This window comes from Kluyvera georgiana (assembly GCF_050990895.1).
Classification (GTDB): domain Bacteria; phylum Pseudomonadota; class Gammaproteobacteria; order Enterobacterales; family Enterobacteriaceae; genus Kluyvera; species Kluyvera georgiana.
In genome coordinates this window covers 1,739,532-1,763,494 of the sequence record NZ_CP158865.1, presented here as the reverse complement: position 1 = coordinate 1,763,494, position 23,963 = coordinate 1,739,532, and the positions used below count along the sequence as shown (strand labels likewise).

Genomic DNA, 23,963 nt, shown 5'->3' with positions numbered 1-23,963 from the left:
GATGACTGAACTACCCGCTAACGTACGCTGGCAACTCTGGATCGTGGCGTTCGGCTTTTTTATGCAATCGCTGGACACCACCATCGTCAACACCGCCCTCCCCTCCATGGCCTTAAGCCTGGGGGAGAGCCCGCTGCATATGCACATGGTGGTGGTCTCCTATGTGCTGACCGTCGCCGTCATGCTGCCCGCCAGCGGCTGGCTCGCCGACCGCGTCGGCGTGCGTAATATTTTCTTCACCGCCATTATCCTGTTCACCCTCGGTTCGCTGTTCTGCTCGCTGTCCAGCACGCTCAATGAGCTGGTCATGGCGCGCGTGCTTCAGGGGATTGGCGGCGCGATGATGGTTCCCGTCGGCAGGCTGACGGTGATGAAAATCGTCCCGCGCGAGCAATATATGGCGGCGATGACCTTCGTGACCCTGCCCGGCCAGGTTGGCCCGCTGCTTGGCCCGGCGCTGGGCGGGATTCTGGTGGAATACGCCTCCTGGCACTGGATATTCCTGATTAACATCCCGGTTGGCATCGTGGGCGGTATCGCCACCCTGATGTTGATGCCTAACTACACCGTCCAGACGCGAAAATTTGATATTTCCGGTTTCGTGGTGCTGGCGCTGGGCATGGCAACGTTAACCTTAGCCCTCGACGGCCAGAAAGGCCTTGGCATTTCATCGCTGACGATGGGCCTGCTGGTCGCCGTCGGTATCGTGTCGATTGGATTGTATCTGTGGCATGCGCGCGGCAACGACAGCGCGCTGTTCAATCTCAAGCTGTTTAACACCTCAACCTTCTCGCTGGGGCTGGCAGGCAGCTTTGCCGGGCGCATCGGCAGCGGCATGTTACCGTTTATGACGCCGGTGTTCCTGCAAATCGGCCTGGGCTTCAGCCCCTTCCACGCTGGGCTTATGATGATCCCGATGGTGCTGGGCAGCATGGGCATGAAGCGGATTGTGGTACAGGTGGTCAACCGCTTTGGCTACCGCCATGTGCTGGTCTTCGCCACGCTCGGGCTGTCGTTAATCAGCCTGCTGTTTATGTTCACCGCGTTGGCAGGCTGGTACTACGCGCTACCGGTGGTGCTGTTTATTCAGGGAATGGTCAACTCCAGCCGTTTCTCCTCGATGAATACCCTGACGCTGAAAGACCTGCCGGACGAATTCGCCAGCAGCGGCAACAGCTTGCTGTCGATGATCATGCAGCTCTCCATGAGTATCGGCGTTACCATCGCCGGGATTCTGCTGGGCATGTTCGGCCAGCAGCATATCGCCATCGGCAGCGAGGCGACGCATCAGGTCTTTATGTACACCTATATTTGTATGGCCATCATTATTGCGCTTCCCGCTCTCGTCTTCGCGCGGGTGCCGGACGACACCAGCAAAAACGTGGTTATTGCCCGACGCAAACTGAAGGAGTAGACCGTGAAATTATGGCGCCCGGGTATTTCCGGCAAACTGTTTCTCGCCATCTTAGCCACCTGCATCGTGCTGCTGATCAGCATGCACTGGGCCGTGCGCATTAGCTTTGAGCGCGGCTTTATTGACTATATCAAGCGTGGCAACGAGCAGCGGTTGCAGCTGCTGAGCGACGCGCTGGCTGAGCAGTATGCCCAGCACGGAAACTGGCGCTTCTTACGCAATAACGATCGTTTTATTTTCCAGATCCTCCGTTCGTTTGAGCATGACAATAATGACGACCGCCAGCCGCCCGGCCCTCCTGGGCCGGACGGTGAACCGCCACGCGGCCCGGATCGCGGCGGTATGCCACCGCACGGATGGCGCACGCAGTTCTGGGTAGTCGACCAAAACGCTCGCGTGCTGGTCGGCCCGCGCGAAGCGGTGCCGCACGACGGCACCCGGCGCGGCATTATCGTCAACGGTATGGAGGTCGGCGCGGTTATCGCTTCACCGGTTGAGCGCCTGACCCGCAACACCGATATCAACTTCGATCAACAGCAGCGTCGCACCAGCTGGCTTATCGTCGGGCTGGCGACATTGCTGGCGGCGCTGGCGACCTTCCCGCTGGCACGCGGGCTGATTGCCCCCGTGCGTCGGCTGGTGGAAGGCACCCACAAGCTGGCGGCAGGCGACTTCTCCACCCGAGTCCCGGTCAGCAGCAGCGATGAACTGGGCAGGCTGGCCCAGGACTTCAACCAGCTCGCCAGCACGCTGGAAAAAAACCAGCAGATGCGCCGCGACCTGATGGCCGATATCTCCCACGAGCTGCGCACGCCGCTGGCGGTACTGCGCGGCGAGCTGGAGGCGATTCAGGACGGCGTACGCAAATTCACCCCGGAGTCGGTCACTTCGTTGCAGGCCGAAGTCGCCACCCTGACCAAGCTGGTCGATGACCTGCATCAGCTGTCGATGTCCGATGAGGGGGCGCTGGCCTACCAGAAATCGCCGGTCGATATTATCAGCCTGATTGAAATCGCCGCCGATGCCTTCCGCGAACGTCTTGCCAGCCGTGGGCTCACGCTCAATCTGGCGCTGGCAGAAAATGCTGCGGTGTTTGGCGATCCGGACCGCTTGATGCAGTTATTCAATAACCTGCTGGAAAACAGCCTGCGCTATACCGACAGCGGCGGCCAGGTGCTGATTCGCACCGAACTGCTCCCACAAAGCATCGTGCTGGAGTTCGCCGACAGCAGTCCCGGCGTCAGCGACGAGCAGCTGGCGAGGCTATGCGAGCGTTTCTACCGCACCGAAGGTTCTCGCAACCGCGCCAGCGGCGGCTCGGGCCTGGGGCTGGCCATTTGCGCGAACATCGTCACCGCCCACGGTGGGCACCTCCACGTCGGGCATTCGCCTTTTGGTGGGGTTAGCATTAAAGTAGAGTTACCGCTGGAACGCGTAATACCGAGAGAAATATGACCGAGTTACCGATTGATGAAAATGCCCCGCGCATCCTGATCGTGGAAGATGAACCCAAGCTGGGGCAGTTGCTCATCGACTATTTACTGGCAGCGCACTACGCGCCGACGCTGATTAACCACGGCGACAAAGTGCTGCCGTACGTGCATCAGACGCCGCCGGATCTCATCCTGCTGGATCTGATGCTGCCGGGCACCGACGGCTTGACCCTGTGCCGTGAGATTCGTCGCTTCTCCGACGTCCCTGTGGTGATGGTGACCGCTAAAATTGAAGAGATTGACCGTCTGCTGGGCTTAGAGATCGGCGCCGATGACTATATCTGCAAGCCGTACAGCCCGCGCGAAGTGGTTGCGCGCGTGAAAACCATTTTACGTCGCTGCAAGCCGCGTCACGAACTCCAAACGCTGGACGAACAAAGCCCGCTCATCGTTGATGAAAGTCGTTTTCAGGCCTCATGGCGCGATCGCCCGCTGGACCTCACCCCCGCCGAGTTTCGCCTGTTGAAAACGCTGTCTCAGGAGCCGGGTAAAGTGTTCTCGCGCGAACAATTGCTGAATCATCTGTACGACGACTACCGCGTGGTGACCGATCGTACCATCGACAGCCATATTAAGAACCTGCGCCGCAAGCTGGAATTGCTCGACGCCGAGCAGTCATTTATTCGCGCGGTGTACGGTGTAGGCTATCGCTGGGAAGCTGACGCCTGCCGTCTGGCATAATGCCTTCGAGCGGCGCACGCTCGCCGCTCTCACTTCTCCTCTGCTCGCAACTTCGCCAATTTCTCCCATACTCATAGTGTCAGTCGATACGTTCAACGATATTAATTTAATCAAGGAGTCACCATGGCTGGTTGGTTTGAATTAAGCAAAAGCAGCAACGATCAGTTTCGATTTGTTCTGAAGGCGGGAAATGGGGAGATTATTCTCACCAGCGAGCTGTACACCACCCGGGCGGCCGCGGAAAAAGGCATCGCCTCGGTGCGGGTCAACAGCCCGCAGGACGCGCATTATGAAAAGAAAACGGCCACCAACGGTAAATTCCACTTCAACCTGAAGGCGGGCAACCATCAGGTCATTGGCACCAGCCAACTGTACGCGACCGAACAGTCGCGTGATAAGGGCATCGCCTCGGTGAAAACCAACGGCACCAGCGAGACCGTCAAAGATAATACCTGATGGGGAGATCCTCTGCCGGGTTGCCTCCCGCGACGACCCGGCGCTTTACCTCGCCTCCCCACAGCGCTACAATGCCCGCCCTTAATGTGGGGGCACTCCCCAACTCGCCGCATCAGGTGCGGCGAATCTGACCTGTCATCAGAACGAGAAAATCATGTTTAAACCGGAACTCCTTTCCCCGGCGGGAACGCTGAAAAATATGCGTTACGCTTTCGCTTACGGCGCTGACGCGGTTTACGCGGGCCAACCTCGCTACTCCCTGCGCGTACGTAACAACGAATTCAATCACGAGAACCTGCAGCTCGGCATCAACGAAGCCCACGCGTTGGGTAAAAAATTCTATGTGGTCGTCAACATCGCGCCGCATAACGCCAAGCTGAAAACCTTTATTCGTGACCTGAAGCCGGTGGTGGATATGGGGCCGGATGCATTGATCATGTCCGATCCGGGCCTGATTATGTTGGTGCGCGAGCATTTCCCGGAGATGGACATTCACCTGTCGGTCCAGGCGAACGCCGTCAACTGGGCCACGGTGAAGTTCTGGAAACAGATGGGGCTGACTCGCGTTATTCTTTCTCGCGAACTGTCTCTGGAAGAAATTGAAGAAATTCGCAGCCAGGTACCGGATATGGAGATTGAAATCTTCGTTCACGGCGCGCTGTGCATGGCCTACTCCGGCCGCTGCCTGCTCTCTGGCTACATCAACAAGCGCGACCCGAACCAGGGCACCTGCACCAACGCCTGCCGCTGGGAATACAACGTGCAGGAAGGCAAAGAAGACGACGTCGGCAACATTGTCCACAAATATGAGCCGATTCCGGTGCAAACCGTTGAGCCGACCCTCGGCGTCGGTGCGCCAACCGACCAGGTGTTTATGATTGAAGAAGCCAAACGTCCGGGCGAGTACATGACCGCCTTTGAAGACGAGCACGGCACCTACATCATGAACTCGAAAGACCTGCGCGCCATTGCCCACGTTGAGCGTCTGACGCAGATGGGCGTGCACTCGCTGAAAATTGAAGGCCGCACGAAATCCTTCTACTATTGCGCGCGTACCGCACAGGTGTACCGCAAGGCCATCGACGATGCCGCCGCGGGCAAACCGTTCGACACCAGCCTGCTGGAAACCCTGGAAGGCCTGGCGCATCGCGGCTATACCGAAGGCTTCCTGCGTCGCCATACCCATGACGACTATCAGAACTATGAATACGGCTATTCGGTTTCCGAGCGTCAGCAGTTTGTCGGCGAATTTACCGGCGAGCGTAAAGGCAACCTGGCCGCGGTGGCGGTGAAAAACAAATTCCTGATTGGCGATAGCCTGGAGCTGATGACCCCGCAGGGCAACGTCAACTTCACGCTGGAGCATATGGAAAACGCCAAAGGCGAAGTGATGCCGGTCGCGCCGGGCGACGGCCACACCGTATGGTTACCCGTGCCGGAAGATATGGCGCTGGAGTATGGCCTGCTGATGCGTAATTTCTCAGGACAATCCACTCGGAATCCGCATAACGGCTAGTACATTTATATTGTTTTTCAATAGCAAGGATTCTTAGAAATGGATCACAGACGGAATTATTGATTCCAGATACTATTCCCTCGCTGAAAAACATAACCCATAAATGCTAGCTGTACCTAGGAACCACCTCCTTAGCCCGTGTAATCTCCCTTACACGGGCTTATTTTTTTATTAAAGACGTGCAAAGTTCAGTGCGACGCCTTACTTAAGGTGAGCTGTAAACCCGCTACCGCAGCGAGCTGAGCTAGCGTCGTAACCGTCGGGTTCCCCTTTTCAGATAACGCACGGTAAATACTTTGACGCGCCAGCCCCGTTTTTTTCGCCGCCTCGGCAATCCCGCCCCGAGCCTCTAATACACGGCGCAAAGCGATAAGGAACCCTCCTAACCCCCCTTCCTCGTTAATCTCCTCGAGCGCGGTTTTTAGATAGAGGTCGGCATAATCAGGATCGGCTCGAAATGCTTCAATCATGAGCTTGTCACGGTCTACCGCTGGGGCGATGGTCTCCATTTTTTTAGTCGCTGCTGTCATTTAGCCCTCGCTTTAAAATCTCTAAGATATTCAAATGCTTTATCAATATCTGCGGCCTGCGTTTTCTTCGTACCGCCGATATGCAAAAGGATGATCTTCCCTTCTTCTAAGGAGTAGTACACTCGATAGCCTGGGCCATAATCAATACGTAGCACCCAGACGCCATCCCTTTCAAATTTGTGGTCTCCGAAATTGCCTGATTCAGCCCGGTCTAGTCTGGTATCGATCTTTACGGCGGCTATTCGATCCTTCTTTTTTAGCCGGGCCAGCCAATCACTAAAAGGCTTATTACCGTTTTCATCCTGATAGAATTGAGATTTATACATCCCTTTACCCTCATTCCTTCTGCTGTTTTTAATTGTCACTTATAAGAGACAAGCGAGCAAGGTGTTTGTCACCTACAAGAGACAACAGGCATATCTGTGTATCCTTTGTTACACTCTTTACATCCCCCTGTAAGAGGCCTCACGGATGTCAGATTTTCCAGCAAGCTTATTGATACTTAACGGCAAAAGCGCCGGTACGCCCGAGCTGCGCGATGCGGTCATGCAGCTGCGCGATGAAGGTGTGGTGATTCACGTACGCGTCACCTGGGAGAAAGGTGATGCCGAACGCTACGTCGAAGAAGCCGTTGCGCTGCAGGTGGCGACGGTGATTGCCGGCGGCGGTGATGGCACGATCAATGAAGTGGCGACGGCGCTGATTCAGTGCGACAGCGAGCGGGTTCCCGCTCTCGGTATTGTGCCGCTCGGCACCGCGAACGATTTCGCCACCAGCGTCAATATTCCCACCGATATGGCTAACGCGCTTAAGCTGGCGATTGCCGGTCGTGACGTGCCGGTGGACATTGCCCAGGTTAATCGTGAGACCTGCTTTATCAATATGGCAACCGGCGGCTTTGGCACGCGCATCACCACCGAAACGCCGGAGAAGCTGAAGTCCGCGCTGGGCGGTGTTTCGTATTTGATTCACGGCCTGATGCGTATGGATACCCTGAAACCCGACCGCTGCGAAATTCGTGGTGAGAACTTTAGCTGGCAGGGCGACGCGCTGGTAATTGGCATCGGCAACGGTCGCCAGGCAGGCGGCGGGCAACAGCTTTGCCCGGAGGCGTTGATTGACGACGGCCTGCTGCATCTGCGAATTTTCACCGGCGAAGAGCTGCTGCCCGCGCTGTTGAATACGCTCGCCAGCGACGACGGTAAAGAGAATCTGGTGGATAGCGTCTCGCCGTGGTTTGAGGTCACCGCATCACATGAGATGACCTTTAACCTCGACGGCGAGCCGCTGAGCGGGACCTCGTTCCGCATGGAGATTTTACCGGCGGCGCTGCGCTGCCGCCTGCCGCCGGACTGCCCGCTTCTGCGTTAACGCATCGCGCGTTTTAAGATGCGTTCCGACTGATGCTTGAAATCCGCCGCCGCTTCGGCGACGGTTTTCTTACCGTAGTCGATGGACTGCAGCGCGCTGTCAAACTCCTGCACCAGCTGGGGGTCTTCCAGATACGGCGACACGCCGACCTTCGCCGGTAACGACAGCGCGAGCTTAATGCCTGCCACCGATGGGTCGTTGTCATTGATCACGCCGGATGCCTTCAGCGTCTCCGCGCCGCTTTTGCTGAGCGGCACGCCGCGCTCCAGCCCGAGCAGCGTCACGCCCTCCTTACTATTGAGCAGGAAGTTAATCAGCTTTGCCGCCGCCTGTGGGTGCTGGGTGGTTTTACCAATCGACAGCATCATCGACGGCTTCATAAACAGCCCCGCATCGGTGGCGCCCGGCAGCATCGGGTAGCCACCCAGCTCCAGCTTCGCCGGTGGTTTCAGGTTATCGGAATATTTGGTCACGGCGGTATTCCACATGTACACGCCGCCCCACTCGCCCTCAATCCACGGCTTCATCTCATAGATATTTCCCTTGCCGAAGGAAGCGTAGTACTTCATGTCAGGAATGACGTGATTGTCGATCAGCGTCTTATAGAGCTGGAAAAACTCCACCCACTGCGCATCACTGTAGCTGAACTTTTTGCTCTGCTCATTGATGGCCGGAATGTTGTATTTCTGCACCATATAAGAGTTGAGCAACGCCAGCACGCCGAGACTCTCCGGGGCCACCGGGTAGTATTGCTTGCCGAGCTTAGTCTCAAAGGTTTTCCCGGCCTGCATCAACTGATCCCAGTTTTGCGGATAGCTTAAGCCCGCTTTTTTCCACGTCTGGTCGTTGTAGTAGAAGATGCGCGCGGTCATGGCGACCGGGATGCCGTTCAACTTGCCCTTCACCGTCACCGGCTGAAGGTCTTTGGCGGTGAACTGGTCAAGGCCGATTTCGTCTTTCACTTTATTGAGATCGTAGAAGCCGTTGCCGTCTTTCGAGAACAGCGTCAGCCAGTTCCAGTTGGTTTGCATAACATCCGGCTCGGTGCCGCCCGCCAGCTGCGTGGTGAGGCGCGAGGTATGTCCGTCCCAGCCGGTATATTCCGCTTTGACGTTGATATCCGGGTTTTGTTGATGGAAGGCTTCCAGCGCGTTCAATGTCACCTGATGACGACTGTTGCCGCCCCACCAGGACATACGCAGGTCGATGGTTTCCGCGGCCAGCGCGGAGGCGGTACAGGCAGACAGTAATAACGGTAGGGCGATACGGTATGCGAATTGATGCATTTTTTATTATTCCCAGAGGCAAATTGGAAAAATAGGGGTAGGCCGGATAAGGCGTTTACGCCGCCATCCGGCACCCGCGCCGAACTGCCCGAAGGCGCTTCGCTTATCGGGCCGACAACGGCTAGTAAGCCGCCACCTCCCGCGCCATTTCGCGCGTGTACTGGCGGCTGGCGTTAACCAGCATCTGGGTGTACGGCGTTTTGGCCTCGCCGTTCACCAGCGCGTCAACGCTAAGCGTTTCAAGAATTTTGCCGTACTGCATCACCGCCACCTTCTGGCAGAGATGGGCAATCACGCCCAGATCGTGGGTCACCATCAGGTAGGTCAGGTTCGACTCTTTTTGCAGCTCCGCCAGCAGATTGAGGATCTCCGCCTGCACCGAGACGTCCAGCGCCGAGGTGGGTTCATCCAGCAGCAGTACCTGCGGTTCGAGAATCAGCGCGCGGGCAATCGCCACGCGCTGGCGCTGGCCGCCGGAGAGCTGGTGCGGATAGCGGTCGCGGAACGCCCGGTTAAGCCCCACGCGGTCGAGCAGCGTGTTGATGCGGCGGTCGCGCTCGCTGATAGCGTGTATTTGCAGCGGCTCTTCCAGAATGTCGCCGATGGTATGGCGCGGATGCAAAGAGCCATAAGGATCCTGGAACACCATCTGCACCTTACGGCAGCGTTCGCGGCTGATGGCGTGATCCAATGTCTGACCGTTAATCGCCAGCTCGCCCTGCCAGTGGTTAAACAGCCCGGCCAGGCACTTCAGCACCGTGGTTTTGCCGGAACCCGACTCCCCCACCAGCCCGAAAATTTCGCCGGGCTGGACGTGAAAATTGACGTCATACAACACCTGGTTGCGCTTCTCGCCCTCACCAAACACCAGGTTCAGATTTTTCACTTCAATCATGATGCCTCCTTAATCCGTCAGCCAGCAGGCCTGACGCTGTAGCACCGGCAGCACCGGGCGACGATCGTGCATATCCGGCAGCGCGCTGATTAAACCCTGCGTGTAGGGATGTTTCGCGTTGTCGAGATCGCAGGCGGCGATAGATTCCACCACCCGGCCGGCATACATCACCAGCACCCGATCGCAGAAGCTGCGCACCAGGTTGATATCGTGGCTGATAAAAATCAGCCCCAGACCGCGCGATTTCACCAGGTCGTCGAGCAGCCCCAGCACCTGCAAACGTACGGAAACGTCCAGCGCCGAGGTCGGTTCATCGGCAATCACCAGCTCCGGGTCGGTAATCAGCATCATCGCAATCATGATACGCTGCCCCTGACCGCCGGAGATCTCATGCGGATAGAGGTGATAAACCCGCTGCGGGTCACGGATGCGCACCACGTCGAGCATCTCCAGCGCTTTGGCTTTCGCCTCCGCCTTATGCCCCGGATGGTGCGTCAGCCAGGCTTCGGCAATCTGATCGCCCACGCGCACCACCGGGTTCAGCGAGTATTTCGGATCCTGCATAATCATTGAAATCCGTTTGCCACGAATGGTGCGCATCTGCGCTTCGCTGGCGTTAAGCAGGTCGATGTCGCCAAACTGCATGCAGCTTGCCTCGATACGCGCCTTTTTCGGATGCAGATGCAGCAGCGCGCGCCCGACGGTGGATTTACCGGAGCCGGACTCCCCCACTATCGCCAGTTTTTCACGCCCCAACTGGAAGGAGACGCCGCGCACCGCATGGGTGATCGCGTTGCCGTTGACGAAGTCGACGCACAGGTCGCGCACGTCGAGCAGCGGTGCAGCGTCATTCGCTGCGAGGATCGAGGATGTCACGTAGGCCATCTCCTAAGAAGTTGAACGCTAAGCTGTTGATCAGAATCGCCAGCCCCGGAATCGTCACCACCCACCAGCACTCCATCATGTAGGTACGGCCGCTGGAGATCATCGCCCCCCACTCCGGCTCCGGCGGCTGTGCGCCGAGGCCGAGGAAGCCAAGACCGGCAGCGGTCAGAATGATCCCCGCCATGTTCATGGTGATACGGATAATCACCGACGGCAGGCACAGCGGCACGATATGACGCCACAGCACCCGCGCCGGAGAGGCCCCCTGCAAGCGCACGGCGGAGATAAAATCCGCCTGACGCAGCGACAGCGTTTCGGCGCGCGCCAGACGCGCAATCGGCGGCCAGGCGGTGAGCGTAATGGCGATCACCACGTGCTCCAGCCCTGGGCCTAAGGCGGCGACGAACGCCAGCGCCAGCACCAGGCTTGGGAAGGAGATAAAGATGTCGGTGACGCGCATCAGCACCATGTCTACCTTGCCGCCGAAATAGCCCGCGCAGACGCCAAGCAGCAGCCCCAGCGGGCCGACGGTGACCGACACCAGCAGCACGATGTACAGCGTGATGCGCGAGCCATACACCAGACGGCTGAAGATATCGCGGCCAAACTCGTCGGTGCCAAACCAGTGCTGCGCATTCGGCGCGGTAAGCGCGTTGCTTAAGTCCTGCACCAGCGGGTTATAGGGCGCAATCAGCGGCGCGAAAATCGCCACCACCAGCAGCAGGAAGATAATCCCGCCGCCAATCGCCGTTAACGGGTTACGCGCCATCTTGCCAATAAAGCCACCCGCTCGCGCCAGCGCGCGGACCAACCGCTGGCGGCCTTCGCCGCTAGCGCCTGAAAGGGAAGTATCCAGAGAAACCGTCATGATTTTGTCCTCGGATCGAAGAATTGATACAGCATGTCGGAGAGCAGGTTGAGCATCACGAAGATCACCCCTACCAGCAGCACGCAGCCCATTACCGCATTCATATCGCCCAGTAGCAGGCTGCCGGTGAGATAGGAACCAAAGCCCGGCCAGGAGAAGACGGTTTCAATCAGTACCGCCCCTTCCAGCAGCGAACCGTAGGCCAGCGCCACCACCGTCAGCAGCTGCACGAGGATGTTACGAAACGCGTGATTCCAGATAACCTGACGTTCGGTCAGCCCTTTGACGCGCGCGGTGATGATGAACTCCTGCGACAGCTGTGCCAGCATAAAGCTGCGGGTCATACGGCTGATGTAAGCCAGCGAGTGGAAACCCAGCAGCGCGGCGGGCAGAATCAGGTGATTAATGGCATTCCAGAACACCTCGCTGTTCCCTGCCAGCAGCGCATCCACGGTCATCAGCCCGGTACGACGCGGCACGATGCCGTCCAGCCCCAGATCCACACGCCCGGCGCCGCCCACCCAGCCGAGCCAGGCGTAAAACACCAGCAGCCCCATCATCCCCACCCAGAAAATCGGCGTGGAATAACCGGCGAGGCTGATAATGCGCACCACGTAGTCGGAAATACTGTTACGACGCGCCGCCGCCAGCACGCCCAGCGGAATGCCGAGGCCCGCGCCGACGATAATCGCCATCGTCGCCAGCTCCATGGTTGCCGGGAAGACGCGGATAATATCGTCGGTCACCGGTTTCCCGGTCAGCAGCGCGTTACCGAGGTCGCCGTGCAGCAGGTTGACGAAGTAAATGCCAAACTGGGTCATCAGCGACTGGTCAAATCCCAGCTGGTGATAGACCTGCTGATAGGTGCTCTGGTCGGCATCCGGGCCAACAATCGCCAGCACCGGGTCGATGGGCATCACGCGGCCAATGAAAAAGGTCAGCAGCAGCAGGCCAAACAGCGTAATCGCCACCTGCATCAACCGTTTTGAAAAGCGCCGGGTCCGGGAGCCGGGCGCGAGAATTGCCGTACTCATCCTTTATCTCCTTCGCTCACTTTGTAGACGTCACGCAAGAAGGTGGTCGCCGACGGGTGGGGTTTGTAGTCTTTCACTTCGTTGCGCACGACCACCGAATCCACCATCTGCGAGACGGGGATCATCGCCGGGATCAGTGCGTCGAAACGAGTTTGAATCGCCTGGTAATCGGCTATTTGCTTCTGCGGGTTACGTTCCAGCAGCGCGCCATCAATCATCTCGTTGAGCTGTTTGTCGTAAAAACCGGTACGCCAGCCCTGGAAGTTGGTGAGTCGCGCTTCATCGCTGTTGTCCGGGTTATAGACCAGCGCGCGCAGGCTGGAGTGCGGATGCGGCTCCATCCCGCTGCCCCCGCGACCGACCAGCATGTCGAACTTACGTTCGCGCATCGCGCCGTAGATCTGGTTGCCGGTACCGGTGATGATTTTGGCGTTGATCCCCGCCTGCATCAGCGTCGACTGAACGGCAATGGCGATATTGAGGAACGGCTGGTCCGAGAGCACGCGCAGGGTGGTATCAAAACCGTCCGGGTAGCCCGCTTCCGCCAGCAGCTTTTTCGCCTTCGCGAGATCAAAGCGGTAACCCGGATCCGGCAGCGTCGACGGCATGCCCGCCTTGATTGGCCGCTGGTGCAGTACGCCGTAACCTGGCATCAGCGCTTTGTTAATCCCCTGATAATCAATCAGGTAGCGTACCGCCTCACGTACCTTCGGGTTGGCGAAGTGCGCCTCTTTCATGCTCATCGCCACGTAGTACATGGTGCCGCGTTGTACCGCGTCGACGGTAAGCTGCGGATCTTTGCGCAGGGCGTTGATATCGGATACCGCCATATTGTTGGCAATATCGAGGTCGCCTTTTTCAATCATCAGACGCAGGGTCTGCGATTCCTGGAAATGGCGCAGCACCACGCGGCTCATCTTCGGCTCGCCCCGCCAGTAGTCCGGGTTACGCTTCATGCGCAGCACGTCTTTGGCCTGCCAGGTCTCCAGCATAAACGGCCCGGAACCGGCTTCGTGCGTGGTCAGCCACTTGTTGCCCCAGTCGTTATCCTGTTCATGGCTCTGCACGGTTTTGCTGTCGAGCACGCCGAGGTTACCGAGCGCGCCGAGCGAGTAAATCACCAGCTGCGGATCGTTCGCCTTTGGCAGCACAATCTGCACCGTATAGTCGTCCAGCGCGGTCACCTGCTTATCGACGTTCTTTTTGCTGAAGCCGTAAGACTTCCACACCGACGCCTGTGCGAGGTTTAGGTGCAGAATACGACGCATCGACCACACCACATCGGCGGCGGTCAGCGGGTTGCCGGAGTGAAACTTGACGTTGTTTTGCAGATGGAAGGTCAGCGTTTTGCCGTCCGGGCTGATGTCCCAGGATTTGGCCAGTGCCGGTTTGACGTTGGTCAGTTGTTCTGGGTCCAGTTCAACCAGCGAATCATAGAGATTGACCACGATACCGACCACTTCATTACCGGTCATCGCGGCCGGGTCGAGGGTCAGCAGATTATTCATGTTCATGCCGATGATGAGCTGATCCGGCGGCGTTTTTGCCAACGCCGCCCCGCTCCCCATCGTCATCGTGAGCGCGAGCAAACACGCTCCCAGTAAGGAGGATTTTTTCATCTATCTGTCGCCTGTAGGGTACGACAGGCTACGAATCCGTACGTGCCTGTCTTTGTTATATGTCAGTCGTGGCTAACGGTATTGGCTTCGATATAGGCAAAATTGATGTCTTCGCCCAGTCCCGGGCGTTGAGACAGATGAACAAAGCCATCCGCGTCCATCGGGTCGATGATGCTGTTCAGATAGGCCGCCGGCTGGTCGTAGTCGAGGAACGGATGCAGCAGGCCGCGCTCATACCAGCGGCAGTTACGGATCGCGCCGACCACCGCCAGGCTTGCCGCGCCGTTGCCGTGTACTTCGCAGTCCATACCGAAGGATTCCGCCAGCGCCGCCACCTTCATGGTCGGCGTAATGCCGCCCACGCCGTTAGCGCCCGCGCGCAGAATGTCGCACGCGCCCGCTTTCACCCAATCCGCACGGCTGTGGTGCTTACCGCCGAAGCTTTCCGGCCCGATAATCGGAATAGAGAGATTTTCCGCCAGCCATGCGTAGGACGACATGCTGTCCTCTTCCATCGGTTCTTCAAACCACGCGAAGTTGAGTTTTTCCAGCTCTTTACCAATCCACAACGCTTCAGTGCGGCTGTACCAGTGGTAGCCGTCAATCATCAGATCGATATCCGGGCCGACCGCTTCACGTACCGCGGCGCAGGCTTTGATATCCATTTTCGGGTTCGGGGCGAAGGAGACCGGCGGCATCCAGGTATGCAGCTTGATGGCCTTGTAGCCGCGCGCCACCAGCGTTTCAGCGAAGGCCGCGTACTCTTCCGGGGTGGATAAACCGCCTGCTAAGTCGTCACCGCACATGGTGCTGCCGTAGGCCGGGACTTTGTCACGATAGCCGCCGAGCAGTTTGTAGACCGGCATATTGAGCTTACGCCCAATCAGGTCCCACAGCGCTTGTTCCACGAACGACAGCGCGCGTTCGGTCAACTGATGCGCACTGCCCCGCTGCCAGTGCACCAGGTCCTGCCAGATGCGTTCACGGTCGAACGGATCCTGACCGACCAGCACTTTACGGAAGAAAGTATTCACCACGAACGGGCGCACGATTTCCGGTGGTGCAAACGAGTAGCCCTTGCTGCCATCGTCCGCGGTAATCGTCAGCATTGCCATTTTGGCCATGCTTTCTGGCCCCGGATGCGAGTGCCCGGCGCTATCCGAGACCCGTCGGGTAGGATGCTGGAAAACGGTGACATTTACAGATTCAATTTTCATTATGTGTCCTTAGTACAACATTCGATTGCCGCTCATCGCGTCACAATCCTGTGTCCAACACTGATCCGATAAAACGGTTTTAGGGAATTGAAAAGGCGTTTCACGACTAATCTAAGCACAAAATAACAGCGCTTCCACGGACAAATAACGCTAACAATCGGCTGTTTTTTGGGCATGCGCACAAGGGGGCGTGATGTTTTTCACAAAAGGATAACGAAGTGTGAAGGGGATCGGCCTTCCCACCCGGGCGGATGGGAAGGCGGTAGACTAGGCGAAGGTGATTTTGCTGTCGAGGTAGACATCCTGCACGGCGTTGATCAACTGCACGCCGTCGGCCATGGATTTTTTAAACGCTTTGCGGCCCAGAATCAGCCCCATACCGCCAGCACGTTTGTTGATAACCGCAGTACGTACCGCATCGGACAGGTCGGTCTCACCGCCCGCCGCACCGCCGGAGTTGATCAGCCCCGCGCGACCCATATAGCAGTTCGCCAGCTGATAGCGCACCAGGTCAATCGGGTTGTCGGTGGTCAATTTGCTGTATACCCGATCGTCGGTATAGCCAAAGTTCACCGCTTTATAGCCGCCGTTATTTTCGGCCATTTTTTGTTTGACGATATCCGCGCCGATGGTGGCAGCCAGATGGTTGGCCTGCCCGGTCAAGTCGGCAGAGACGTGGTAGTCAACGCCGTCTTTCTTAAACGCCGGGTTGCGTAGATAGGCCCACAGTACCGTCACCATGCCCAGTTCGTGCGCGCGCTCAAAGGCCGCGGAGATCTCCTCAATCTGGCGGCGAGACTCTTCTGAACCAAAATAGATAGTCGCCCCCACGGCCACTGCGCCGAGGTTGAAGGCCTGCTCAACGCTGGCATACAGCGTTTGATCGAAAGTATTTGGGTAGCTCAGCGTTTCGTTGTGGTTGAGCTTCACGAGGAACGGAATGCGGTGCGCGTAGCGACGCGAAACCGACGCCAGCACGCCGTAGGTGGAGGCCACGCAGTTACAGCCCGCCTCAATAGCCAGTTCGACGATGTTTTTCGGATCAAAATAGAGCGGGTTGGCGGCAAACGAGGCCCCGGCCGAATGCTCAACGCCCTGATCGACCGGCAGAATCGACAGGTAGCCCGTACCGGCTAAACGCCCGGTGTTGTAGAGCGTCTGCATGTTTCGCAATACCGCAGGCGGGCGATTGTTATCCACCATCACCCGGTCAACGTAGTCGTGGCCAGGCAGGTAGAGCTGGTCGGCTGGAATGGTCATACAACGATGCTGTAAAAGGCTGTCGGCATCTTTGCCAAGCAACTGCGCAATATCAGTCATAGCTATGCTCCCGTAAGCGCCGACATCATGTCGGCTGGATGTCCTGCTCAATTTTTTGAGCAGGATAAGCCTGGTACCGGGGGCGCAGAATGTCCAACTTTTGTCGGTTTTAACGCACACGCTGCTGGCACGCAGACGGGACAGCTACCACCATTCGTGGAAATGATGTACCGGGCCAATCCCCTCGCCCACTTCCAGCGTATCCGCCTGAGCCAGTGCCCTGGACAACCAGGCTTTAGCGACCGGCACCGTTTCCTGCCAGCTTGCGTGACGTGGCCGTAACGCCGCCAGCGCCGCCGACAGCGTGCAGCCGGTGCCATGGGTGTTTTTGGTCACTACGCGCGGCGCGGTAAAACGCATTTCACCGTCGGCGGTAAACAGCCAGTCCGGACTTTCGGCGTCGTCAAGGTGGCCGCCTTTCATCAGCACCGCCTCACAGCCCAGCGCACGCAGCGCCCGACCCTGTTCAAGCATTTCGCGTTCACCGCGAGCATGCGGCGCATCGAGCAGCGCTGCCGCTTCCGGCAGGTTTGGCGTAATCAATGACACCTGCGGCAGCAGACGCTGACGCAGCGTCGCCACCGCCGATGCGGACAGCAGCGGATCGCCGCTTTTCGCCAGCATCACCGTGTCGAGCACCACGTTCTGGATACGATAACGCGCCAGCCGTTCGGCCACGGCTTCAACAATATCGGTCTCGGCCAGCATGCCGATTTTGGTGGTATCAATGCGCACGTCGCTGAAAACCGAGTCCAGCTGCGCGGCGACAAAATCGGGTTCAATGCGATAGACCGATTGCACCCCGCGGGTGTTTTGCGCCACCAGCGCGGTCATCACCGAACAACCGTAGGCACCCAGCGCGGAGAAGGTTTTCAGGTCGGCCTGAACGCCCGCGCCGCCGCTAGGGTCGGTACCGGCGATGGTCAAGGCGTTAATGCGCTTCATGCCGCCACCTCCGCCTGCATCGCATACAGCGCATCGAGGAAGGCTGGGACAAAGCTCCCCGGCCCTCGCCCCTCGGCGGCCTGCTGCCCGGCGAATTTCATCAGCGCGCAGGCGCCCGCCACATTTTCCAGACGGCTGCCCGGCAGCGCGCAGCTGGCCGCCACCACCGCCGACAGCGCGCAGCCGGTGCCAACCACCCGCGTCATCAGCGGATCTCCGCCCTGTACCGCCAGCGTTTGCTGACCATCGGTGATGTAATCCACCTCGCCGGTCACCGCCACAATCGCGCCGCTTTCTCGCGCCAGCTTCTGTGCTGCCGGCAGCGCTGTCGCCGCCGTATCGGTGGTATCAACTCCGCGCCCGCCGCGGCTTTCGCCCGCCAGCGCCAGAATTTCAGAGGCATTACCGCGAATCGCCGCCGGGTGTAATTGCAGTAAGCCGCGGCAGAATTCACTGCGCAACGTCAGTGCGCCAACGGCAACCGGATCGAGCGTCCAGGGCACATTCGCCGCATTCGCGCTTTCCACCGCCGCACGCATCGCCTGCGCACGCGGCTGGGTTAAGGTACCGACGTTTATCAATACCGCACTGGCTAGGGCGGAAAACTGCGCGGCTTCCCCGGCATCAATCACCATCGCGGGCGAGGCGCCAAGGGCCAACAAGACGTTAGCGGTAAAAGTCTGCACGACATCGTTAGTCATACAGTGAACAAGAGGGGCGTGCTGATGGAGAAGTTGGGCGGTGCGCGCGGATTGCGCGGGGTTTAGCAGATCAACGTACATGGTTTGCTCCTGCCATAACGCGAAGAAGCAATGACCAGGCGGTCTCTGACTTCCCTACGCTGGCATTATCCAGATCAGGTGGTACGGGTATTTCTCAGCCTTCACCAGGAAGGGCACCCCGAGTCGTTTAGCGGCGTGGCCGCTTTTTTGCAAGCGTAAGGGAAGTTTCTCGCTTAAGCAAGCCTCTTCCCGCGCGACAAATAACAACACAAAGAGAAAGGTTATATCTAATAATCGTTAAACTTTAATTAACACGCGTGCGGCGTATAAAAAAAGACAGTCATAACTTTCTTTCATACGAAACAAAATATCAGATAACCATAATTAAACTCGCGACGAACGGAATAATAAAAAAACAAAGAAAATCATCAGACTCGCCTCAACTTCAGATCATGAAAACTATTTTCTATAGGAATAATCCTTATCGGCAAATGGTAGGATGAGCATCGCTAACAATATGAATTTATTAATAAATAACATTTAAACTCAACTCCATTCACCGCCTGAATCTATCAACAAAAAACATGATCTTAATCAATATTAATATAGTCAACTTACTGGATAGTTGCTTCGCGTTACAAAGAAAGCGGCAAGCTTTTACTTGCCTTAGTGATTGATAGTCAATGAGAAAACTTATTATTGCTTACGCTATTGTTTCCCTTGCGCTGGTAGCAACGGGAGCATTTGGTGTCGTAGTGTGTAGCAACGCAATATCAGTAATAGAGAGCGACTGTTATCACTCATAACATTCACAACCTGATAATAATTTATTATTAACGTCCCAATAATGATACCAGGAACGTTACACATATATTCAGGTTGCGTTCTGAACTTTATAAAAAGCAAGGTTAATGATGAAAGCAAAATTGATACTGTTAGCTGTAATGACCGGCTCAGCTATTTTGGCGGGCTGTTCAAGCCCGGCACAGCGGATGGCTGAATGTGAAGCGCAGGGTATTTCTAAAGATACATGCTATTTATCTGAGCAAAATAGACAGCAGGGTATCAACAACGCCGCCATGACCGCGGCGTATGCCAACGCAGCCAACGCGACTCGCACTCGCGACGCGGAACAACACGCTCAGGCGGCGCACGTTGCCGATCCCATGCGTGAAGCGACGCTCTCTTCTAATGTGCTAAAAGCAACGCTGTCGAACGGTTTCTTCTCGGCGACAGTTAATGGCAAAAAAGCCGTTGTGAAGCGTATTAACGCCAATTTTTATGAAATTCGCGGAGCGGGATATATTATTTCCGTCAGCATGAATGCAGACGGCATTGAAGGCGCATCGTGGAATAAGACGCATGGCCGCGAAAACGGCATGCTGACCGTCAAACAATAACGATGGATACAGGGAGGCAAACGCCTCCCTTCTTCTATTATGCTACTCGTATACTACTCGGCGGCGCTCCCGCGCAGCGCTTTGAGCAGCAGCGTAAAGCAGGATTCAATTAGCGGCGGTAGCGTCTGCGGCCCGCGCATTAACGCCACCGTACGCGTCAGCGCAGGTTGCTGAAGCTGCGCGACCCGCAGCGTTGGATCTTCAAGGTGAGTGGTGTAGAGCTGCGGCAAAATCGCCACCGCCAGCTGCGAGCGCACCAGCCCGTACAGCGTTTCGATATAGTCCACCTGATAACGCGTATTCAACGTCAGCCGCTGGCTTTCAACCAATGCCCCGACCAGGCGCTGCACGTTACCCTTTGAGAATACCGCAATATCGCGCCCGGCCAGCAGTTTCCACGGTAAATGTGGCTGCCCGGCAAGCGGGTCATCCCTATGCAAAACCGCCACCAGAGGATCTTCACGTAGCGGGAAGAGCTGCAAATCAGCCGGCAGCGAGCTGTCGATAGCGCCGATGCCAAAATCAATTTGCCCGCTTTGCAGGTCACCAACCAGGGCATCGTTGGTGCGATCGTGGAACTCAACCCGCAGCCGTGGAAACGCCTGCGCCAGCGCGTTCGGCAGCAGCGGAAACAGCAGCGAACTGACGGACGGCACAAGGCCAATGCGCACCGTTCCATCGCCGCCCGCCTCGACAATTTGCTGCATATCCTGAAATGCCATCTGCGCAACGCTCAGCACCCGTTGGGCATGGGGAAGTATCGCCGCCCCCAGCTCGGTTAACGTCACCGCTGAAGCGGTACGATTCACCAGCTTGCCGCCAAGCACCGCTTCCGTCTGTCGCAGGGCGCTGCTGAGCGCCGGTTGGCTAATGGCCAAACGATTCGCGGTGTCCGTAAAGTGACGCAGTTGGGCCAGCGTGACAAAATACTGCAGTTGTTTAAGCGAGAGCGCGGGCAATCGCTGCCAGGGTTCGGTCATGTTGTGCTTCACTCGTGACGATCACGCAGAATAAGCCGAAGTTATCAGGTGATTAGTTTTTTCAGCTGGGCAACCGTTTGCTCTGCCCCTAAAGTAGCGCACATTATCCCTGTGCCGGAGATGTTATGTCCAGCAATGCTGAAAACCGCCGCCGCGCCGTTCAGGCCGCTCGTGGTGAAGTTCCGTTCGACCTGCTGCTCACCGATGCTTACATCGTCGATATGGCGACCGGTGAAATTCGTGAAGCCGACGTGGGTATCGTCGGCGACATGATTGCCAGCGTCCACCCGCGCGGTAGCCGCAGCGACGCCCTTGAACGCCACTCCCTGCCCGGCGAATTTCTCTCTCCCGGGCTGATGGACACCCATGTCCATCTCGAAAGCTCACATCTGCCGCCGGAACGCTATGCTGAAATAGTGCTGGCGCAGGGAACTACCGCCGTCTTCTGGGATCCCCACGAGCTTGCTAACGTGCTGGGCGTGGCGGGCGTGCGCTACGCCGTGGAAGCGAGCCGTCATCTGCCATTGCAGGTAATGGTTGCCGCGCCGTCCAGCGTCCCGTCGACGCCGGGTCTGGAAATGTCGGGCGCGGAATTCGCCGGCGCGGAAATGAACACCATGCTCGGCTGGCCGGAAGTGCGCGGCGTGGCGGAGGTGATGGATATGCACGGGGTGCTGCACGGCAGCTGCCGCATGCAGGAGATTGTGCAGGCGGGGCTGGACAGCGGCAAACTGATTGAAGGCCATGCTCGTGGGCTGAGCGGCGCCGATCTACAGGCCTATCTGGCCGCAGGCGTCACGTCAGACCATGAACTGACCTCCGCCGACGATGCGCTGGAAAAGCTGCGCGCCGGGCTGACGCTCGAAATTCGGGGGTCCCACCCTTACCTGCTGCCGGATATTGTCAAAGCATTGCAAACGCTGCCGCACCTCTCTTCGCAGATTACCGTCTGCACCGATGACGTGCCGCCGGATATGCTGCTGGAAAAAGGCGGTATCATCGCCCTGCTCAATGTGCTGATTGAACACGGACTGGCAGCCACCGACGTTCTGCGTTTCGCCACGCTGAATGCCGCCATTCGTCTGCAGCGAAACGATCTGGGGCTGATTGCCGCCGGTCGCCGCGCGGATCTGGTGGTCTTTGATTCGCTGGATAAACTCTCCGCCCGCGCGGTCTACGTCGCCGGTAAACAAATCGCCCGCGACGGCAAGCTGCTGGCACCGATTCCCCCGGCCTCCGGCGTGACGCCGCCGCGCAATACGCTGCACCTGGATCCGCTCAGCGCCGATGACTTCGCGCTGCGGGTTGGCCGCATCCAACACGGCGTCGCGCGGCTACGCCACATCCGCGGCGCGCGCTTTACCCAATGGGGAGAAGTGGACGTCGAGATCCGTGACGGCCAGGTGCAGATTCCCGCCGGATTTAGCCTGATTTGGGTTAAGCACCGCCATGGCCGCCATGGCGCCACGCCGCAGATTGCTCTGCTGGAAGGCTGGGGAGAGCTGCGCGGCGCGATTGCTACCAGCTACTCGCACGATTCGCACAACCTGGTGGTGCTGGGCCGTCACCCCGAAGATATGGCTCTGGCGGCCAATCAGCTGCTCGAGTCGGGCGGCGGCATGGCGCTGGCGCAAAACGGCGGCATTCTGGCCCACGTGGCGATGCCAATTGCCGGGATGCTCTCTGACAAACCCGCCGACGAGCTGGCCGCGGAATTCCGCAGTCTGCGCGATCTCAGCGCGAAGGTTGCCGACTGGGAGCCGCCGTATCGGGTCTTTAAGGCGATTGAAGGCACCTGTCTTGCTTGTAACGCCGGGCCACATTTAACCGATTTAGGGCTGACCGACGGCACGACGCGACAGATTGTCGACCCGGTTATTTCATCACAACACACAGCACAACAATAATCATGGGAGCGCCACATCATGGCCGATAACACCCTTAACTCTACCGCCTCCGGGAGCTGGTTGGAACGGCGCTTTGCGCTTCACTCGCGCGGCAGTTCGCTGCGTACCGAATGTCTGGCGGGCATCACCGGCTTTCTGGCCGCCGCCTATCTTTTAGTGGTCATTCCAGGCCTGCTGGCGGTAGGTGGAATGGATAAAGGCGCGGCCACCACGGGGACCATTCTGGTGTTCGTCGGCGGCACGCTGCTGATGGCGTTCTATGCCAACCTGCCGTTTATCGTCGGCCCAGGTATTGGCGGGTCGGTGCTGGTGGGCGTGACGCTCGCGGGCAGTGAAAACATCGGCTGGCCGATTGGTTTAGGTATTGCCTGCTGGTCGGGGATCCTCTTTTTCCTGCTGACCAAATTCGGCCTGCGCGAAGTCGTCACCCGCTCGGTACCGCAGTCGATAAAACTCGGATTAACCGCCTCTATTGGCCTGTTTGTCGCGGTGCTGGGGTTCCGCAATGCGGGATTGGTACTGGCGAACGCCAAAACGAACGCGTTAATGTTGGGCGATTTCCTGGCCCCTGGCGCGCTGGTCGCACTGTTCGGGCTATTTCTGGCCATCGCTCTGCAGGCGCGCCGTATTCCAGGCGCCATTCTGTGGGCCATTTTATTTGCCACGCTGGTGGGTATTCCGGCAGGCGTCACCCGTTTGCCAAACCACTTTATCGATGTGCCGCATTCACTGACGCCCGTGCTAGGACAGATTGATATGCTGGGGGCGCTCAATATCGCCTTCCTGCCGTTCCTGTTTGTCTTCTTCGCTTCCGAGTTCTTCTCCACCATGGGCACCACCCTGGCGGTCGGCGGTGAAGCCGGGCTGCTGGATGAAGAGGGCAATATGCCGCATATCAATCGTCCGTTTATGGTCGACTCGATTGCCGCCGCGGTCGGGCCATGGCTGGGGATCCCGGCGGCCACCGCGCTGATTGAATCATCAGCCGCCGCAGAAGCCGGAGGCAAAACCGGCCTGACGGCGCTGGCCGCGGCGGTAATGTTCCTGCTGATGCTGCTGTTCACCCCGGTGGCGCTGATGATCCCGAAAGAAGCCACCGCGCCGGCACTGATTCTGATTGGCCTGAATATGTTCAGCGGCCTGCGCAAGGTCGATCTGGCGAACTTCACCGACGGTCTGCCGGTGCTGATGATGGTGATGATCACGCTGATTGCCAACAGCTTCGGTACCGGGATTGCCGGTGGCCTGCTGTTTTATATCGTGATCAAAGCGATTGCCGGTAAATGGCGCGAGATTCCCATCGGACTGTGGGTGCTGGCGGTGCCGCTGGTATATTACTTTGCGACGCTGGTGAAGCACTAACCTCTCAATCCTCATCAGATGAGCGTGCCAGACACGCTCGTCTGATAGAGAGCAGAACTATC

Annotated in this window: 22 protein-coding genes and 1 riboswitch; of the genes, 9 read left to right on the top strand and 13 right to left on the bottom strand. The window is 58.0% G+C overall.

Going from position 1 to position 23,963, the window contains the following annotated elements; all coding sequences use genetic code 11:
• Window position 1 precedes the first annotated feature (1 nt).
• From ABTW00_RS08355 to yegQ, 5 genes are all read left to right on the top strand, one after another.
• Complete coding sequence (locus ABTW00_RS08355; protein ID WP_433640134.1) at window positions 2-1,414, top strand: MFS transporter; 1,413 nt, start codon at window positions 2-4, stop codon at window positions 1,412-1,414.
• A 3-nt stretch (window positions 1,415-1,417) separates the two neighbouring features.
• Window positions 1,418-2,869, top strand: coding sequence for a two-component system sensor histidine kinase BaeS (gene baeS, locus ABTW00_RS08350; RefSeq protein ID WP_433640132.1), 1,452 nt, complete (start codon window positions 1,418-1,420; stop codon window positions 2,867-2,869).
• Entirely contained in the window at window positions 2,866-3,588 is a 723-nt protein-coding gene (gene baeR, locus ABTW00_RS08345) for a two-component system response regulator BaeR (RefSeq protein WP_271447462.1), read from the top strand. The genes baeS and baeR overlap by 4 nt, the downstream gene beginning before the upstream one ends.
• 123 nt (window positions 3,589-3,711) lie before the next feature.
• Window positions 3,712-4,044 carry a YegP family protein gene (locus tag ABTW00_RS08340; RefSeq protein ID WP_064544270.1) on the top strand — a complete coding sequence of 111 codons (333 nt, stop codon included), beginning with the start codon at window positions 3,712-3,714 and terminating at the stop codon, window positions 4,042-4,044.
• Window positions 4,045-4,198: 154 nt separating this feature from the next.
• The gene (gene yegQ, locus ABTW00_RS08335) at window positions 4,199-5,560 is read left to right on the top strand and encodes a tRNA 5-hydroxyuridine modification protein YegQ (RefSeq protein WP_064544267.1); all 1,362 of its coding nucleotides are present in this window, start codon (window positions 4,199-4,201) and stop codon (window positions 5,558-5,560) included.
• A gap of 188 nt (window positions 5,561-5,748) precedes the next feature.
• On the opposite strand, the gene ABTW00_RS08330 is transcribed toward yegQ, so the two are convergent.
• Window positions 5,749-6,090 (bottom strand): DNA-binding protein, encoded by a 342-nt coding sequence (locus tag ABTW00_RS08330; protein ID WP_064544264.1) that lies wholly within the window; start codon window positions 6,088-6,090, stop codon window positions 5,749-5,751.
• Window positions 6,087-6,416: a type II toxin-antitoxin system RelE/ParE family toxin gene (locus ABTW00_RS08325; protein WP_433640128.1), complete on the bottom strand. Its 330-nt coding sequence runs from the start codon at window positions 6,414-6,416 to the stop codon at window positions 6,087-6,089. Before ABTW00_RS08325 ends, ABTW00_RS08330 begins: the two co-directional genes overlap by 4 nt.
• A gap of 145 nt (window positions 6,417-6,561) precedes the next feature.
• Between ABTW00_RS08325 and yegS the strand changes: the two genes are divergently transcribed.
• Complete coding sequence (yegS, locus tag ABTW00_RS08320) at window positions 6,562-7,461, top strand: lipid kinase YegS (RefSeq protein WP_064544257.1); 900 nt, start codon at window positions 6,562-6,564, stop codon at window positions 7,459-7,461.
• On the opposite strand, the gene ABTW00_RS08315 is transcribed toward yegS, so the two are convergent.
• The 10 genes from ABTW00_RS08315 to thiM all read right to left on the bottom strand — a co-directional run bounded on the left by ABTW00_RS08315 (window position 7,458) and on the right by thiM (window position 18,312).
• Window positions 7,458-8,747, bottom strand: a complete 1,290-nt coding sequence (locus ABTW00_RS08315) for an ABC transporter substrate-binding protein (RefSeq protein WP_433640125.1) — start codon at window positions 8,745-8,747, stop codon at window positions 7,458-7,460. The genes yegS and ABTW00_RS08315 overlap by 4 nt on opposite strands.
• Before the next feature lie 121 nt (window positions 8,748-8,868).
• Window positions 8,869-9,642: an ABC transporter ATP-binding protein gene (locus ABTW00_RS08310; RefSeq protein WP_433640123.1), complete on the bottom strand. Its 774-nt coding sequence runs from the start codon at window positions 9,640-9,642 to the stop codon at window positions 8,869-8,871.
• Window positions 9,643-9,651: 9 nt separating this feature from the next.
• Window positions 9,652-10,518 carry an ABC transporter ATP-binding protein gene (locus tag ABTW00_RS08305; RefSeq protein WP_433640121.1) on the bottom strand — a complete coding sequence of 289 codons (867 nt, stop codon included), beginning with the start codon at window positions 10,516-10,518 and terminating at the stop codon, window positions 9,652-9,654.
• Entirely contained in the window at window positions 10,490-11,395 is a 906-nt protein-coding gene (locus ABTW00_RS08300) for an ABC transporter permease (RefSeq protein ID WP_064544245.1), read from the bottom strand. The genes ABTW00_RS08305 and ABTW00_RS08300 overlap by 29 nt, the downstream gene beginning before the upstream one ends.
• Entirely contained in the window at window positions 11,392-12,429 is a 1,038-nt protein-coding gene (locus ABTW00_RS08295) for an ABC transporter permease (RefSeq protein WP_062778702.1), read from the bottom strand. The genes ABTW00_RS08300 and ABTW00_RS08295 overlap by 4 nt, the downstream gene beginning before the upstream one ends.
• Window positions 12,426-14,048 carry an ABC transporter substrate-binding protein gene (locus tag ABTW00_RS08290; RefSeq protein WP_065357421.1) on the bottom strand — a complete coding sequence of 541 codons (1,623 nt, stop codon included), beginning with the start codon at window positions 14,046-14,048 and terminating at the stop codon, window positions 12,426-12,428. Before ABTW00_RS08290 ends, ABTW00_RS08295 begins: the two co-directional genes overlap by 4 nt.
• Before the next feature lie 62 nt (window positions 14,049-14,110).
• On the bottom strand, window positions 14,111-15,265 hold the full coding sequence (locus tag ABTW00_RS08285) for a mandelate racemase family protein (protein WP_065357420.1): 1,155 nt from the start codon (window positions 15,263-15,265) through the stop codon (window positions 14,111-14,113).
• Between the two features lie 267 nt (window positions 15,266-15,532).
• Window positions 15,533-16,585, bottom strand: a complete 1,053-nt coding sequence (gene fbaB / locus ABTW00_RS08280) for a class I fructose-bisphosphate aldolase (protein ID WP_163449116.1) — start codon at window positions 16,583-16,585, stop codon at window positions 15,533-15,535.
• A gap of 144 nt (window positions 16,586-16,729) precedes the next feature.
• Window positions 16,730-17,530, bottom strand: a complete 801-nt coding sequence (thiD, locus tag ABTW00_RS08275; RefSeq protein ID WP_064544233.1) for a bifunctional hydroxymethylpyrimidine kinase/phosphomethylpyrimidine kinase — start codon at window positions 17,528-17,530, stop codon at window positions 16,730-16,732.
• On the bottom strand, window positions 17,527-18,312 hold the full coding sequence (gene thiM / locus ABTW00_RS08270) for a hydroxyethylthiazole kinase (protein ID WP_433640116.1): 786 nt from the start codon (window positions 18,310-18,312) through the stop codon (window positions 17,527-17,529). Before thiM ends, thiD begins: the two co-directional genes overlap by 4 nt.
• Window positions 18,313-18,346: 34 nt before the next feature.
• Window positions 18,347-18,443: riboswitch (TPP riboswitch) on the bottom strand.
• A 720-nt stretch (window positions 18,444-19,163) separates the two neighbouring features.
• Between thiM and ABTW00_RS08265 the strand changes: the two genes are divergently transcribed.
• Window positions 19,164-19,652 carry a hypothetical protein gene (locus ABTW00_RS08265; protein ID WP_416374525.1) on the top strand — a complete coding sequence of 163 codons (489 nt, stop codon included), beginning with the start codon at window positions 19,164-19,166 and terminating at the stop codon, window positions 19,650-19,652.
• A gap of 53 nt (window positions 19,653-19,705) precedes the next feature.
• Here the strand turns inward: ABTW00_RS08265 and ABTW00_RS08260 are convergent, their stop codons facing one another.
• Window positions 19,706-20,632, bottom strand: coding sequence for a LysR family transcriptional regulator (locus ABTW00_RS08260; RefSeq protein ID WP_433640114.1), 927 nt, complete (start codon window positions 20,630-20,632; stop codon window positions 19,706-19,708).
• Between the two features lie 125 nt (window positions 20,633-20,757).
• Between ABTW00_RS08260 and ABTW00_RS08255 the strand changes: the two genes are divergently transcribed.
• Together ABTW00_RS08255 and ABTW00_RS08250 are read left to right on the top strand one after the other, a co-directional pair.
• Entirely contained in the window at window positions 20,758-22,539 is a 1,782-nt protein-coding gene (locus ABTW00_RS08255) for an adenine deaminase (protein ID WP_433640112.1), read from the top strand.
• Between the two features lie 18 nt (window positions 22,540-22,557).
• Window positions 22,558-23,901 carry an NCS2 family permease gene (locus tag ABTW00_RS08250; RefSeq protein WP_433640110.1) on the top strand — a complete coding sequence of 448 codons (1,344 nt, stop codon included), beginning with the start codon at window positions 22,558-22,560 and terminating at the stop codon, window positions 23,899-23,901.
• The last annotated feature ends 62 nt before the right edge of the window (window positions 23,902-23,963 follow it).

What these genes read in the sequence shown, in the direction of transcription:
- ABTW00_RS08355 (WP_433640134.1), top strand. Translation starts at nt 2, where the DNA reads ATGACTGAACTACCCGCTAACGTACGCTGGCAACTCTGGATCGTGGCG.
- baeR (WP_271447462.1), top strand. Translation starts at nt 2,866, where the DNA reads ATGACCGAGTTACCGATTGATGAAAATGCCCCGCGCATCCTGATCGTG.
- ABTW00_RS08340 (WP_064544270.1), top strand. Translation starts at nt 3,712, where the DNA reads ATGGCTGGTTGGTTTGAATTAAGCAAAAGCAGCAACGATCAGTTTCGA.
- yegQ (WP_064544267.1), top strand. Translation starts at nt 4,199, where the DNA reads ATGTTTAAACCGGAACTCCTTTCCCCGGCGGGAACGCTGAAAAATATG.
- ABTW00_RS08330 (WP_064544264.1), bottom strand. Translation starts at nt 6,090, where the DNA reads ATGACAGCAGCGACTAAAAAAATGGAGACCATCGCCCCAGCGGTAGAC.
- ABTW00_RS08325 (WP_433640128.1), bottom strand. Translation starts at nt 6,416, where the DNA reads ATGTATAAATCTCAATTCTATCAGGATGAAAACGGTAATAAGCCTTTT.
- yegS (WP_064544257.1), top strand. Translation starts at nt 6,562, where the DNA reads ATGTCAGATTTTCCAGCAAGCTTATTGATACTTAACGGCAAAAGCGCC.
- ABTW00_RS08315 (WP_433640125.1), bottom strand. Translation starts at nt 8,747, where the DNA reads ATGCATCAATTCGCATACCGTATCGCCCTACCGTTATTACTGTCTGCC.
- ABTW00_RS08310 (WP_433640123.1), bottom strand. Translation starts at nt 9,642, where the DNA reads ATGATTGAAGTGAAAAATCTGAACCTGGTGTTTGGTGAGGGCGAGAAG.
- ABTW00_RS08300 (WP_064544245.1), bottom strand. Translation starts at nt 11,395, where the DNA reads ATGACGGTTTCTCTGGATACTTCCCTTTCAGGCGCTAGCGGCGAAGGC.
- ABTW00_RS08295 (WP_062778702.1), bottom strand. Translation starts at nt 12,429, where the DNA reads ATGAGTACGGCAATTCTCGCGCCCGGCTCCCGGACCCGGCGCTTTTCA.
- ABTW00_RS08290 (WP_065357421.1), bottom strand. Translation starts at nt 14,048, where the DNA reads ATGAAAAAATCCTCCTTACTGGGAGCGTGTTTGCTCGCGCTCACGATG.
- ABTW00_RS08285 (WP_065357420.1), bottom strand. Translation starts at nt 15,265, where the DNA reads ATGAAAATTGAATCTGTAAATGTCACCGTTTTCCAGCATCCTACCCGA.
- fbaB (WP_163449116.1), bottom strand. Translation starts at nt 16,585, where the DNA reads ATGACTGATATTGCGCAGTTGCTTGGCAAAGATGCCGACAGCCTTTTA.
- thiD (WP_064544233.1), bottom strand. Translation starts at nt 17,530, where the DNA reads ATGAAGCGCATTAACGCCTTGACCATCGCCGGTACCGACCCTAGCGGC.
- thiM (WP_433640116.1), bottom strand. Translation starts at nt 18,312, where the DNA reads ATGTACGTTGATCTGCTAAACCCCGCGCAATCCGCGCGCACCGCCCAA.
- ABTW00_RS08265 (WP_416374525.1), top strand. Translation starts at nt 19,164, where the DNA reads ATGATGAAAGCAAAATTGATACTGTTAGCTGTAATGACCGGCTCAGCT.
- ABTW00_RS08260 (WP_433640114.1), bottom strand. Translation starts at nt 20,632, where the DNA reads ATGACCGAACCCTGGCAGCGATTGCCCGCGCTCTCGCTTAAACAACTG.
- ABTW00_RS08255 (WP_433640112.1), top strand. Translation starts at nt 20,758, where the DNA reads ATGTCCAGCAATGCTGAAAACCGCCGCCGCGCCGTTCAGGCCGCTCGT.
- ABTW00_RS08250 (WP_433640110.1), top strand. Translation starts at nt 22,558, where the DNA reads ATGGCCGATAACACCCTTAACTCTACCGCCTCCGGGAGCTGGTTGGAA.